This is a genomic window from Salinicola salarius, assembly GCF_002179555.1.
Taxonomy (GTDB): domain Bacteria; phylum Pseudomonadota; class Gammaproteobacteria; order Pseudomonadales; family Halomonadaceae; genus Salinicola; species Salinicola salarius_A.
Genome location: NZ_NHOU01000013.1, coordinates 59,893 through 73,322, shown reverse-complemented (window position 1 = coordinate 73,322; position 13,430 = coordinate 59,893). Strand labels below are relative to the sequence as shown.

The window sequence follows — 13,430 nt, the reverse complement described above, 5'->3', positions numbered from 1 at the left end:
ACGTCAGCCCGTCGCGCTTACCTTCAAGGATTGCCATGTTTCGCTGGTTCGAAAACCGTCTCGACCCTTTCCCGCCGCAGGAACCGCAACGTCCACCGGACACGCTGATCGCCTTCTGCCTGCATTACACTCGCGGTGCCTGGCCGTACCTGATGGCGGCGACGGTGCTGATGGCGCTGATCGCCGGCATCGAAGTATGGATGTTCGGGTTTCTCGGCAACATCGTCGACTGGCTGGCGGCCCAGGATCGCGAGACGTTTCTCGCCGAGCAGGGCTGGAAACTGGCCGGCATGGCGTTCGTCGTGCTGCTCCTGCTACCCGGCATGGTATGGCTGCATTCGCTATTCCAGCAGCAGACCCTGATGGCCAACTTCCCCATGCGCATCCGCTGGCTGGCGCATCGCTACCTGTTGCGGCAATCGATGGGCTTCTATCAGGACGAATTCGCCGGTCGCATCGCCACCAAGGTGATGCAGACGGCGCTTGCCGTGCGAGAGTGCGTGATCAAGCTGTTCGACGTCCTCAACTACGTCAGTGTCTATTTTCTCGGCACGCTGCTGCTGGTGGGCAACGCCGACTGGCGCCTGGCGCTTCCCCTGGTGGCGTGGCTGGCCGGTTATCTCGTTCTGCTGCGCATCTTCGTGCCGCTCATGGGCCGGGTATCGAAATCCCAGGCCGACGCGCGCTCGCGCATGACCGGCCGTATCGTCGACAGCTACAGCAACATCCAGACGGTCAAGCTGTTCTCCCATGCCAGCCGCGAAGCGACTTTCGCCAAGGAGAGCATGGATGGCTTCCTGGTTACCGTGCATCGCCAGATGCGACTGGTCACCGGCCTCTATGGACTGCTCTACCTGCTCAACGCGCTGCTGCTGTTCAGCATCGGCTGGCTATCGATTCACCTGTGGCTGACAGAAGCCGTCAGCGTGGGGGCGGTCGCCGTGGCGTTGGGGCTAGTCATGCGGCTGTGGGGGATGTCGCAGTGGATCATGTGGGAAGTCTCCGCACTGTTCGAAAACATCGGCACGGTGCAGGATGGCATGGCGACACTCTCCCTGCCCCGCCAGATCGAGGACGAGCCCGAGGCGAAGCCGCTCGCCATCGATCGCGGCGAGATCGTGTTCGACCATATCCGCTTTCACTACGGCAAGGGCAGCGGCGTCATCGACGACCTTTCGCTCCACATTCGCCCCGGCGAGAAGATCGGGCTGATCGGCCCTTCGGGCGCGGGCAAGTCGACCCTGGTCAACCTGCTGCTGCGCTTTTTCGAGCTGGAAGGCGGCGCGATCCGCATCGACGGGCAGAACATCGCCGACGTCACCCAGGAAAGCCTGCGCGCGAAGATCGGCATGGTGACGCAGGATACCTCGCTACTGCATCGCTCGGTACGCGACAACCTGCTCTACGGCCGGCCCGACGCCACCGACGAGATGGCGTGGCAGGCGGCGAAGCAGGCTCACGTTTCGGAATTCATCGAGTCGCTGCGGGACATTCATGGCCGGCAGGGCTTCGACGCCCATGTCGGCGAGCGCGGCGTCAAGCTCTCCGGCGGCCAGCGCCAGCGCCTGGCCATCGCCCGCGTCATGCTCAAGGACGCGCCGATCCTGATTCTCGACGAGGCCACCTCGGCGCTGGATTCCGATGTCGAGGCCGCGATCCAGGAGAACCTCGACCAGCTGATGCAGGGCAAGACGGTGATCGCCATCGCCCACCGCCTCTCCACCATCGCTGCCATGGATCGTCTGGTGGTCATGGAGCAGGGTCGCATCGTCGAACAAGGCAGCCACGCCGAGCTGATTCGTCAGAACGGCCTCTATGCCCGACTATGGCGACGCCAATCGGGCGGCTTCCTGGAAGCGGAACCCGCACAGCCCACGGCGGACGAGACGCGCTGACAGATGCGCTGGGCGTCTTCACGCCCGATGCGGCGACAGCCCCGCGACGCCCTGCAGCGCCGAATCGCTGCCGCCGGCGTCGGGAATGACGCTGAAGGTGCCGTCGGTTTCCAGCACCACGGCATGCACGCGCTCGACATCGGCGATACCGTTCTCGCGGATCGCCGCACGCACCTCGGCCTCCACGACCCGCTCCTGCGCCATCGCCTCCTGCCGGAACTGGCCCTGAAAGAGCAATAGCGTCGGCTGCGACTTGATCAGGTTCTTGATCGCGCGGGAGCGCACCGAGGAAAACGTGATCACGAACTGCAGCGCGACGATGACCAGAAACGCCGTGATGCTCTGCGCCAGCGAGACCTGGGTCGAGACCAGCGCCGTCGACAGCGTCGACCCCAGCGCGATGGTGACCACGAAATCGAAGGCGTTCCACTTCGACAGCGTGCGCTTGCCGGAGAGCCGGATGATGGCGATCAGGACCAGATAGCTGATGATCCCGACGACGATCGTATGGACGATCGGATGCATGGATAGACTCCTGATCGAGCGGTGATAGAGGAGCTGTCAGCGTAGGTGCCGTGGCGAGATGCGGCCAGCGGAACGGCATTCAGGTGCGTGACGCCAAGTATTGATCTACCAGTTCGATGAGGCGCTGGCGGCCGAAACTCGGATCGTGTCCTCCGTGGACGATGTTGACCGGCAGGCGGCGCAGGCGCTGCATCGTCTCAATGTATCGGGTGGGATCGGCCCCGGCGATAGCATCAAGCAGGGGACCGTCGTAGATGGCGTCCCCCGAGAACAGCGTGCCGGTAGCAGGCTCCCAGAGTCCGATACTGCCAGGAGAATGCCCTGGTATATGAATCACTTCGAAGGCGGTGTCACCGAGATCCAGCACATCGCCTTCGTCGATGAGGCGTGTCGGCTCGGCGCCTTGGGTACGAAACGCCAAGGGGTCGAATCCGGCATGAGGATAGGCATCAATCAAAAGATCCGGCACATCGTAACCTTGGCGTTCAATGGCAGCGCGCATGCCATCGGGCCAGTGCGTGCTGCATAGCACTGGAAAGGCCTCCGGGGTTCGCATCTGTTCCGCCTCTAGCGGATGCACGAGCCTAGTGTCGAACTCATGCAGGCTGCCGACGTGATCCATGTGGGTATGGGTTGCCACGACGATCAGCGGCTTGTCCAGCAACTCGGCCATGGCCGGTTTGAGCTGTCCAATGCCCATGCCGGCGTCGATCAGCAGATCGGCGTCCCGGCCTCGGACATGCCACATGTTGCACTGTTCGAGCCGCGCCACGTGGGGCTCCCACAGTCGCGTGATGCGGTGATCGATGCGCTCCATGGCAAACCAGCGTTCGGCGATTCTCATAGCGTCTCACCTGTAGTAATAAACGGCTCAGCGTCCTGCCAGACTTGTCTGAGGCTGGCCTGGTCCGATACGGCGCCGAAAATGCCGCCTTCATTCATCATCATGGCCAGCGCAGCCCGATGCAGCGCCGGGTCACCTGCACCACAGCAATCCTCCAGCACTAGACAGTCATAGCCGCGATCGTTGGCTTCACGAAGCGTCGAATGGACACAGACATCAGTGGTAACGCCAGTCAGCAGAAGATGGCGGATTCCTTTAGCTCGTAGTATCTGATCGAGGTCGGTGGCATGGAAGGCGCCGTTGCCAGACTTGTCGATGGTTACTTCCGGCGGTATGGGCATAAGTTCGGGGATGGTTTCGCAACCCGCTTCGCCCCTAACCAGAAAACGTCCCATAGGCCCTGGCTCGCCGATGGGCGTCCCCATGGTCTTGGCTCTGGCCCGTTTGGTGGCGTGAAGGTCGCTCAGGTCCGGGCGGTGAGATTCCCGGGTGTGGATTACCAGCATGTCCTGCCGGCGTGCGGCCGACAATAGTTGCCGGAGTGGCTCGATCGCGGCCCGAGTGTGTTCCAGTGAATATCCCATCTGACCGAAGTAGCCCTGTGGATCGAGAAAGTCGTTCTGCATGTCGATGACCAATAGGGCTGTGTCCCGAGCCGACCAGCTACCGCTGAGTGGCCAGCGGTAAGGGCGAGAGTTTGTAAGCGCTGACCAGTTCATTGCGTGTACCGTTCCATGTAGGAGGTCGGAAAGCGCAGGTTGACGTTTTGTTCGTTGCCCAGCACATGAGCCTCTCCAAATTGCACACCGACCGCGTCGGGTCCGGTGGCGCCCTGGCCGAGGAGTCCCTTGTCCCAAGCGAAGTGGGTAATGCTTTCCAGCGTGTCGGCAAAGTCCTGGCTAGTAACCAGCTGTGTCGCTTCTTCCGGGGTAAAGAAGTGGATCGTGTCGATCTGCTTCTGGAAACCCGCTGGATCGGTACCGACGGCGTCGGCCATAAAGGCCATCACCTCGGTGCGGTCGGGATAGTCCGCCTGAAGGCGCGACATCACCTCATACCAGGCACCGGCAAGCGCGTAGCCCAGCTCGGGATGCTCTTCAAGAGTATCTGTATGCACCAGCAATACGTCGGTGATCTCGTTGGGAATGTCTGCGCTGTCGAAGATTACGGTGGAGTCCGGGTTCTGCTCCAGAATGACGCTAAGCTGCGGTTTCCAGGTCGCCACGGCATCGCTGTCCGAGCTTTGGAATGCAGTAATGATGTCGGCGTCCGAGGTGTTGACCAGCGACAGGTCCCGCTCGCTCATGCCATGCTGATCCAGGGCGCGCACCAGCAAGTAATGGGAGCCGGAGAATTCCATCAGGTTGATGCGAGCCCCTTTCAGGTCCTCGACACTCTTGTCCTTTCCCTTCATGACGATGCCGTCGCTACCAGCAGAGGCACTCAGCGGCATGACCACGGTGGAGTCGACACCGATGGCAGCAGGGATAGTCAGGGCGTCGAGGGCGATGGCGATTACGCCGTCGAATTGCCCAGCGGTATACTGGTTCTGGGCTTCGATGTAATCGTTGAGCTGTACCGCCTGGATGTCGACGCCGTAACGGTCGGCCCACTTATCGAGAATACCCACCTGTTCGGCGTAGCCGAGGGGCATGCTCCCGGCATAGATAGTCCAAGCGATCTGGAAAGAAGGTGTTTCTTCAGCGTGGGCGGCGGCGGCTACTCCCAAGGTCAAAGCAATGGCTGTAGTCAGGCGTTTGGCGATGTGCATAGGCACCTCCGGTGGGGTCGGTTCGATGATGCCTTGCAGTGTTGCCCAGCAAAACCGCTACGAAAATGAACGTGTCTGCAGGTTTACCTGAATTTTGCTGCAGGTTTGCCGTGCAGTAGCAGCGTGCCGAAAAGGTCCTCGCGGAAGGCGGCCACGGCCGGGCGGTGGGTATCGCGTGTGGTTCTGAAAGCTGCTTCGATCGGGGAGCTGCGACGGAAATGATCCGGACGCACCGCCACCATTTGGCCTCGTTCGATCCAGTAGCGGACATAATGCGTCGGCAGGAAGCCGACATGCGTGCCGGCCAGCACCAGCAGGGCGGCGGCTTCAACGTTGGAGACCCAGGCGGTAACGTGTCGGGGGTCGTCGCCCAGTATGCTTGTATCCTGGGCATTCAGGAACTGTCGGGCCACCTTGGCACTGGTCGCCAGGATGCATTTGACGTCCTGAAGCGTTTCGGCCGATGCCAACGGATGATAAGGGGAACACACCAGCCAATCATTCTCCCGGTACAGCGATTCGTAGTGCAACTCTTCCAGGTGCGTGGGAAAGATGCCGATGCCGAGGTCAACACGATGATCGAGCAGGGCGCGTTCGATCTGCGCCGGGGCCATGACTTCTAGATGGAGGTGCACACCGTTTTCATCACGCGCGCCATAACGGGCCAAGACATGTCGCAGCGGGCAGTTCGGGTCGAAGACCAAGTTGTCGATCATTGCCAGGCGCACCTGCCCCGACAAATGGCCTTTCAAACTTTCGGCACCGTCCTCGAAATGGCGCAAGGCCCGACTCAGTTCGAGCGTGTGTCGATAGACCTGCCCACCGTCGGAAGTGAGCGTAAAGCCACTGCGCCCCCGCTCGCATAGACGCAACCCTAGCCGTTCTTCCAGTTGCCGTAGTTGGCGGCTGATGGTAGATGCATCGCGATTCAGCAGGGTCTGGGCGTTGGCAATACCCTGGCACTCAACCACGGCGATGAAAACGTCCAGCAAACGGAGGTCGATATCAGCCAGTCGCATGGTTGTGCTCCATCCGCTATCGATCTTGACTAAGGGGTGGCACCGATAAAAGGCTCGGGCCTGACATTCACGGGCCTGTGGTATTTCAGTCAGACTTGACGTTTGAGAACGGAAGGATTTGCTCTTCTCGCCAAGGATGCGTTGATAGCACGATCTTCCACCCGTCGCCTGTACGCTGGGCGTAGCTGATCTCCAACCCGGTGCGCAGGCGCAGTGCGGATGTCTTGAGCGACCCCGGCGTGGCAAGCAGGTCGTGCGTCTCCGGCATGGCGGGGCGCGGCATGATGGACATGGCGTGATCGCCGAATTGCAGCCAGCGTGGCAGGCCGTCCGGCCCCAGGCGTACCTGTTCGTCGCCGCTGCCTGCCGGCTGTTGTTCCCAGTGCTCGATATAGTGCCCTTGGGGGTGGCGCTCCTCCAGCGTGCCGTCGTCCAGCCAGATCATCTCGCCGATATCCTTCTCCAGCCCGGGGCGGAGGTCGAGCAGACGATGCCAGGTGCAGAAGTGCCCCTCGATCCGGGTCAACCCGACAAACGCTGTCTGGCTGGCAAGCCAGACGAGTTGTTCGCGGTTGCACTCTTCCAGTGACATGACCCCGACGAAATCGGGTCGGTCCGCTGGCACGCGCAGATCGGCGTGCCAATGGGCGGTCTGCAGCCAGATCACTCGGGTCGTGCGATCCTCGATATGGCGACCTTCGTCTCCTGCACCGGCATAGAGCGTGCGTTGCCATACCCCGTGATAGACGGGCGGCATGCCATCTTGTGGTGTGCTCATGCCCGCTCCGTCCCCTTGTGTCGGGCGTGCTGGCCCAGCGTAGCGGTATCGCGAGCCCCTTCCGGCAGGCGAATCTCGCCGCGTTCGAGCCGTTGCTGCAGGTAAGCGAAGGTGTGGATGGTCTGGGCGTAGAGATGGTCGCCGGCCTTGAGCGGCTCGTAACGCGCCTGTCCGTCGCGCTCGACCAGTTGCGGCAACGGTGTCACCGTGGTGGCGTAATCGCAGGCGAAGAACAGCGGGAACGAATAGCGCTCCTCCTTCACCTTGCGTACCCGGTGCGAGGTGGCCACGAATTCGCCGTTGGTCCAGACCTCCAGCATGTCGCCGATGTTGATGACCAGTGCATCGTCGCGGTAGGGCACGTCGATCCACTCGCCGCGGCCGTTCATGACCTCTAGCCCTGGCGCTGTGGGCAAAAGCAGCGTGAAGCACTCGTAGTCGGTGTGCGCGCCGATGCCTTGGGCGTCACGGGCGTCGGGATCGAAGGGGTAGTGGATCAGTCGAAGCTGGCTGGGTGGCTTGGTCACGTCCTCGAGGAAGTGCTCCTCAGGCAGCCCCAGGGCGAGGGCGAAGCCGCGCATCAAGGCGCAGCCTACTTCATAAGTGGCCTGGTAATAGGCGTAGACCTGCTCGCGGAATCCAGGCAGCTCGGGCCACACGTTGGGTCCCATCATCGGTGTGCCGGCCAGTACATCGGGATCGTCGGCGGGCAGCTCGAAGGCGAGATCGAACGCCTCCTTGAGGTCGCGCTTGCCCTTCTCTGGCATCTCTTCGCCCTGGGGGACGTAGCCGCGATGGCGTGTGGTGCCATGTCCGGCGGACAGCCCGATGTAGTGCTGCATCTTGTCTTCATGCGGCTGTTCGAAGAAGCGTCGGGCCTGGCTAAGCAGCCTCAGGCGAAGTTCCTCGCCGATGCCGTGGCCGACGATATGGAAGAAGCCGACGTTGCGGGCGGCGTCGCCGAGCCGTTCGGCGACGGCCTTACGCTCCGCCGCCTCGGCGCTGAACAGTCCGCCGATGTCGATGACCGGCAGGGACTGGAAGTCGCCGGGCTGACGCTGTGCTTTCGTGCTCATAATCGCTCTCCCGAAACTCTTCAATGCCGACTGGTGGCCCAGCCCCGCCAACCGCCGAAATGGGTCACGTCCTCGGCCTTGCCGTCGCGCTCCAGCGCGCCGGCGGCGCAGATGAACCCGCACTTCCACTCGCCGTCTTCCAGTTCCACCTGGCCCAGCCCCAGCGGAGCGGGAATGCCGGCCAGGAAGCTGCCGACGGTGTCGATGGGCAGACGCCACACTTCCACCTCGATGGCCGCGCCGTTGACGTCGTCTCGCACCATCGCCGGACGCGCCGGCGGGCCACCGGCCAGGGCATAGAGGCGGTAGTTCGGGCTGCTGCGGGTGCTGGCGACACGCACGCCGCCGCGGCTGGTGAGCTGGTGGTTGAGAGGCAGCCCGGCAAGGTGTGCGCCGCATACCACCAGTTCCAGCGTGCCGTCCTTTGCCGGGGGCAGCGCCGGCAGCTGGGGGCGGGCGATGCCGGTGGCGCCCAGCGGCAGAGCGAGCCGGCGCTCCAGCGCCCGGCCGAGACTCAACAGCGACAGATCGTCGAAAGCGGGGCCGAACAGCGTGACACCGAACGGCAGGCCGGTATCGGTGAAGCCGGTGGGCACGGCCAGGGCGCTGTAGTCGAGCAGGTTCATGAAATTGGTCCAGGTGCCCAGTCGCGAGTTGACGACAATGGGTTCCGCGGCCACCTCGGCCTTGGTGGGATGTTCCACCGTAGTCGGGGCGAGCATCACGTCGACCTGGGCGAGCAGGGCATCGGCCTGGCGCTTGAATTCGGCCAGCTTGTAGCGGGCGTCGAAGGCGTCCACCGCCTTGGGGGCGCCGCCGCCTTCGATGACCTGGCGGGTGGCCGGGTGCAGGACGTCGGGCTGGCTTTCGATCAGCTCGCGCACGGCGTGGTAGCGCTCGGCGACCCACGGGCCCTCGTAGAGCAGGCGTGCCGCGGCCAACAGCGGTGTGCAGTCGAGTTCGAACCTGACGCCACCCAGTGCCTCGAGTTGGGCAATGGCCTGGCGCATGCCGGCGCTGTAGGCCTCGTCGGTATGCCACTGCGACTCGGGGGGCACGCCGAAGCGAAAGCGCTTCGGCATCTCGCCGTAGGTCTGGCCGGCCACGGCGAAATCGTGACGCCGCGACCAGGCGCACTCCGGATCGTGCCTGCCGGCGACGTCGAGCACGGCAGCGGCATCGTCGGCGCTCAAGGTGAAGAGGCTGATAGTGTCCAGGGTGGCACAGGCCGGTATCACGCCCGCGGTGCTCAGCAGGCCCAGCGTCGGCTTGACGCCGAACAGATTGTTGAAGCACGCCGGCACGCGCCCGGAGCCGGCGGTGTCGGTACCCAGCGCGAAGCTGACCTGGCCCTGGGCGGCGGTCACCGCCGAGCCGCTGCTGGAGCCGCCGGGAATGCGCTCGGCATCGAAGGCATTGCCGGGCACGCCATAGACGTCCAGCGCACGTTCGCCGACCAGCCCGGTGGCGAACTGGTCGAGATTGGTCTTGCCCATGGGGATGGCCCCGGCCTCGATCAGCTGGCGCACCACGAAGGCGGACTCATTGGGCGTATAGGCATAGACGGGACTGCCCGCCGTGGTCGGCACACCGGCGAGATCGATGTTGTCCTTGATCGCGAACGGGATGCCGTAGAGCGGCAGGCTCTGCGGGTCGGCAGAGTCGAGACGTTCGAGATAGGGCTCGAGCTGCTCGCGGGAGAGCCGGGTGATCCAGGCGGCATCCTTGCCGCGCGCGTCGGCGTTCGCCAGCAGCGTGTCGATCAGCCCGCGCGGGGTCAGCTCATTGGCACGATAGCGCGCCAAAAGGGAAGTAATGGTCATGCCGATGGCGCTCATGCTGACTCCTTGGATGATTCAAGAATGACGATTGGCTGGCCGGGTGCCACGGCGGCACCCTCGGCCATCGGCAGGCGGGCCACGCGGCCGGCTTCGTGGGCGAGAATCTCGACTTCCATCTTCATCGACTCGACCAGCGCCACGACCTGGCCGGCCTCGACGCTGTCGCCCTCGGCGACCGTCAGCTTCCACAGGCTGCCGGTCACCGGGCTGTCGATGCCCAGTTCGTCGCTACCCAATTCCGTAGCCTCGGCGGCTTCGGGGGCCTGATCCTCGAAGGTGAACTGACCGTTGGCCCGCCAGTCGGCCATCTCCTGCTGGAAGGCGGCCTCGCGACGCTCGCGGAATTCGGCGATCCGTTCGGCGTGGGCGTCGATGTCGGCCTGGTAGTCGGCAAGCTTGAAGCGCGTGGTCTCGACCTCGAGCGGGTAGCGTCCGTGGGGGAAGTCGCGACGGATCCGCATCAGCTCGTCATGGCTGACCTCGAAGAAGCGCAACTGGTCGAAGAAGCGCAGCAGCCAGGGGTTGTCGAAGTATTCGGTCTGGCGGTAGCGGTTCCACATCTGCAGGGTACGGCCGACGAACTGGTAGCCTCCGGGGCCCTCCATGCCGTAGACGCACAGGTAGGCGCCGCCGATACCCACCGAGTTCTCGGCGGTCCAGGTACGCGCCGGGTTGTACTTGGTGGTGACCAGGCGCTGGGTGGGATCGAGCGGCGTGGCCACCGGCGCGCCGAGGTAGACGTCGCCCAGGCCCATCACCAGGTAACGGGCGTTGAAGACGATGTCGCGCACCTGCTCGATGGCGTCGAGTCCGTTGATGCGGCGGATGAACTCCAGATTGCTCGGGCACCACGGCGCGTCCGGGCGCACGCTGCGCTGATACTTGTCGATGGCCTCCTGACAGGCCGGGTCGTCCCAGGAGAGCGGCAGATGCACGGTGCGCGCCTCGACCTCGAGCGATTCCACGTCGCGCAGCTCATGCTCGGCCCGCACCAGATGGGCGAGCAGCTCGTCGAGGGCGAGCTCGTCGGGCTCGTAGTGGATCTGCAGTGAGCGAATGCCCGGCGTCAGCTCGCGCAGGCCAGGCAGGGTGTTGTTCTGCAGCCACAGCATCCAGGCATGCGCACGGAAGCGCAGCGCGATATCCAGCTCCATGGCGCCGAACTCGACCAGCAGGAAGTCGTCGCCGGCGCGGCGGTAGACGATGCGCTCGCCGGCGGTCTCGGCCGGTACGTCGCGCAGCACCGGGCTGCCGCAATTCTCTTCGAGAGCCACGGCCGGCTGCTCGCTCAGCGACGCGAGCTGGGCCTGCTGGCGCGCTTCCAGGTGCCGGGCGGTGGTCAGATCCACCGGCACGAAGCGGATACGATCGCCGGCCGTGAGCTGACCGAGCTTCCAGCGCTCGGCGCGTACCACCGTGGCTGGGCAGACGAAGCCGCCCAGCGAGGGGCCGTCGGGGCCGAGAATCACCGGCATGTCGCCGGTAAAGTCGATGGTGCCGAAGGCGTAGGCGTTGTCGTGGATGTTCGACGGGTGCAGGCCGGCCTCGCCACCGTCGGCGCGGGCCCACTCGGGGCGCGGGCCGATCAGGCGCACGCCGGTGCGGCTCGAGTTGTAGTGCACCTCCCACTCGTGAGCGAAGAAAATGTCGATGTCGTCCCCGGTGAAGAAGTCCGGTGCGCCATGCGGGCCGTAGAGCACGGCGACCTGCCAGACGTGGCCGTCCTCGCCGCCGAGCTCGGGCCTGAGCGCCTCGGGCAGGGCGCGTGATGCGGTGGCGTCGAGTTCGGGCAGCGAGAGCATGTCGCCGGTGCGCAGGGCGCGCCCGCCGTGGCCGCCGAACTGACCGAGGGTGAAGGTGGCTCTGGAGCCGAGATAGTGCGGGCAGTCGATGCCGCCGCGTACCAGCAGGTAGGCGCGCGCCCCGGCACTGGCCTTGCCCAGCGTCAGCGTGGCGCCGGCGGGAATGTCCAGCACCTGCCAGAAAGCCACGGGCTTACCGTCGACCTCGGCGGGCAGTTGGCTGCCGGCGAGCACGATCTGGGTGGTGCGGTGGAAACGCAGCGTGGGGCCAGTAAGGGTGATCTCGAGTCCGGCGGCATCAGCCGGGTTGTCGAGCAGGCGGTTGCCAAGGCGGAACGACCAGTCGTCGAACGGCCCGGAGGGTGGCACGCCCACGTCCCAGTGCCCCTGGCGGCCGGGATGATCTTGGATGGTGGTCAGGGTGCCGGCGCTGAGCACCTCGATGGCCGGCGGCGCCCAGGCGAGATCGGCCAGCCAGCGGGTATGCATGTCGGCGTCGCGGAAGCGTGCATCGCGCAGCACATGCGACAGCCAGGTGCGGTTGGTCTCGAAGCCGTAGACGCTGGACTTCTCGAGCACTGCGGCCAGACGTTCGATGGCCGTGTCGCGGTCGTCGGCGTGAACGATCACCTTGGCCAGCATGGGGTCGAACAGCGCCGAGACTTCCAGGCCCGCCTCGATGGCGTGGTCGACGCGCAGGCCGGGCGCTTCGGGGAAGGCCACCTCGGTGAGCAGCCCGGCGCTGGGGCGGAAGTCATGGCTGGGGTCCTCGGCGTAGAGACGCGCCTGGATGGCGTGGCCTTTCGGGGCGAGATTTTGGGTCAGCTCGTCGAGGTCGGGCAGTTCACCCGCGCCGAGGCGGATCATCCACTCGACGATGTCCACGCTCCAGACTTCTTCGGTGACGCCGTGTTCCACCTGCAGGCGGGTGTTGACCTCGAGGAAGTAGAAGGCTTCGCGCTCGGCATCGTAGATGAACTCCACGGTGCCGGCATTGCGGTAATCGACGGCTTTGCCCAGGCGCACGGCGGTGGCGTGCAACTCCTGGCGCACGCTCTCGGGCAGGTTGGGCGCCGGGCACTCCTCGACCACCTTCTGGTGGCGGCGCTGGGTGGAGCAGTCGCGCTCGCCGAGCGCCACGACCTTGCCTCGGCCGTCACCGAACAGTTGCACCTCGAGGTGACGGGCGCGGGCGATGTAGGCTTCGAGAAACACGCCGGCGTCACCGAAGTTGCGCTCGCCGAGCCCGCGCACCGAGTCGAAGGCGCGCTGCAAAGCGGCTTCGTCGTTACAGACCTGCATGCCGATGCCGCCACCGCCAGCAGTGGACTTGAGCATCACCGGATAGCCGATGCGCGCAGCCTCCCTGACAGCGTCCTCGACGCTGTCGAGCAGGCCGGAGCCCGGCACCAAGGGCACGCCGGCTCGCTCGGCCAGGGCGCGCGCCTCGTGCTTCAAGCCGAAGTCGCGGATCTGTTCGGGTGTCGGGCCGAGGAAGACCAGCCCGGCCTCCTCGCAGGCCTGAATGAACTTCGTGTTCTCGGAGAGAAAGCCGTAGCCGGGGTGCACCGCCTCGGCGCCACTCTGTCTGGCGATGGCGATCAGCTTGTCGATGTCAAGATAGGTAGCAGCGGCGGCGCCTTCGCCCAGCGACCAGGCTTCATCGGCAGCGAAGACGTAGGGGGCGTCGCGGTCGGCCTCGGCGTATACCACCACCGAGCCGATACCTAAACGTTTAAGAGTGCGCTGGATGCGCGCGGCGATGGCGCCGCGATTGGCGATCAAGACCTTGTTGAACATGAGGATCTGCTCGACCGGGGGCGGGTCGTCCCGCCTACTTTAGATGTTCGCGAGGTCGTCCTCGCGTCACCTGGACGTT

At 64.7% G+C, this 13,430-nt stretch carries 10 protein-coding genes; 1 reads left to right on the top strand and 9 read right to left on the bottom strand.

Features of this window, described 5'->3' with window-relative positions; all coding sequences use genetic code 11:
* The first annotated feature begins 35 nt into the window (after nucleotides 1-35).
* The gene (locus CCD76_RS11465) at nucleotides 36-1,895 is read left to right on the top strand and encodes an ABC transporter ATP-binding protein (protein ID WP_087719645.1); all 1,860 of its coding nucleotides are present in this window, start codon (nucleotides 36-38) and stop codon (nucleotides 1,893-1,895) included.
* An 18-nt stretch (nucleotides 1,896-1,913) separates the two neighbouring features.
* Here the strand turns inward: CCD76_RS11465 and CCD76_RS11460 are convergent, their stop codons facing one another.
* The 9 genes from CCD76_RS11460 to uca all read right to left on the bottom strand — a co-directional run bounded on the left by CCD76_RS11460 (nucleotide 1,914) and on the right by uca (nucleotide 13,351).
* Nucleotides 1,914-2,420, bottom strand: a complete 507-nt coding sequence (locus tag CCD76_RS11460) for a DUF421 domain-containing protein (RefSeq protein ID WP_087719644.1) — start codon at nucleotides 2,418-2,420, stop codon at nucleotides 1,914-1,916.
* Nucleotides 2,421-2,499: 79 nt separating this feature from the next.
* Nucleotides 2,500-3,264: an MBL fold metallo-hydrolase gene (locus CCD76_RS11455; protein ID WP_087719643.1), complete on the bottom strand. Its 765-nt coding sequence runs from the start codon at nucleotides 3,262-3,264 to the stop codon at nucleotides 2,500-2,502.
* Nucleotides 3,261-3,983, bottom strand: coding sequence for a cysteine hydrolase family protein (locus tag CCD76_RS11450; protein WP_087719642.1), 723 nt, complete (start codon nucleotides 3,981-3,983; stop codon nucleotides 3,261-3,263). Before CCD76_RS11450 ends, CCD76_RS11455 begins: the two co-directional genes overlap by 4 nt.
* The gene (locus CCD76_RS11445; RefSeq protein ID WP_087719641.1) at nucleotides 3,980-5,035 is read right to left on the bottom strand and encodes a putative urea ABC transporter substrate-binding protein; all 1,056 of its coding nucleotides are present in this window, start codon (nucleotides 5,033-5,035) and stop codon (nucleotides 3,980-3,982) included. Before CCD76_RS11445 ends, CCD76_RS11450 begins: the two co-directional genes overlap by 4 nt.
* An 83-nt stretch (nucleotides 5,036-5,118) precedes the next feature.
* The gene (locus CCD76_RS11440; protein WP_087719640.1) at nucleotides 5,119-6,054 is read right to left on the bottom strand and encodes a LysR family transcriptional regulator; all 936 of its coding nucleotides are present in this window, start codon (nucleotides 6,052-6,054) and stop codon (nucleotides 5,119-5,121) included.
* An 85-nt stretch (nucleotides 6,055-6,139) separates the two neighbouring features.
* Entirely contained in the window at nucleotides 6,140-6,832 is a 693-nt protein-coding gene (locus tag CCD76_RS11435) for a hypothetical protein (protein ID WP_087719639.1), read from the bottom strand.
* Nucleotides 6,829-7,908 carry an isopenicillin N synthase family dioxygenase gene (locus CCD76_RS11430; protein WP_087719638.1) on the bottom strand — a complete coding sequence of 360 codons (1,080 nt, stop codon included), beginning with the start codon at nucleotides 7,906-7,908 and terminating at the stop codon, nucleotides 6,829-6,831. Before CCD76_RS11430 ends, CCD76_RS11435 begins: the two co-directional genes overlap by 4 nt.
* Nucleotides 7,909-7,928: 20 nt before the next feature.
* Entirely contained in the window at nucleotides 7,929-9,746 is a 1,818-nt protein-coding gene (gene atzF / locus CCD76_RS11425; protein ID WP_087719637.1) for an allophanate hydrolase, read from the bottom strand.
* On the bottom strand, nucleotides 9,743-13,351 hold the full coding sequence (gene uca, locus CCD76_RS11420; RefSeq protein WP_087719636.1) for an urea carboxylase: 3,609 nt from the start codon (nucleotides 13,349-13,351) through the stop codon (nucleotides 9,743-9,745). Before uca ends, atzF begins: the two co-directional genes overlap by 4 nt.
* Between the last annotated feature and the right edge of the window lie 79 nt (nucleotides 13,352-13,430).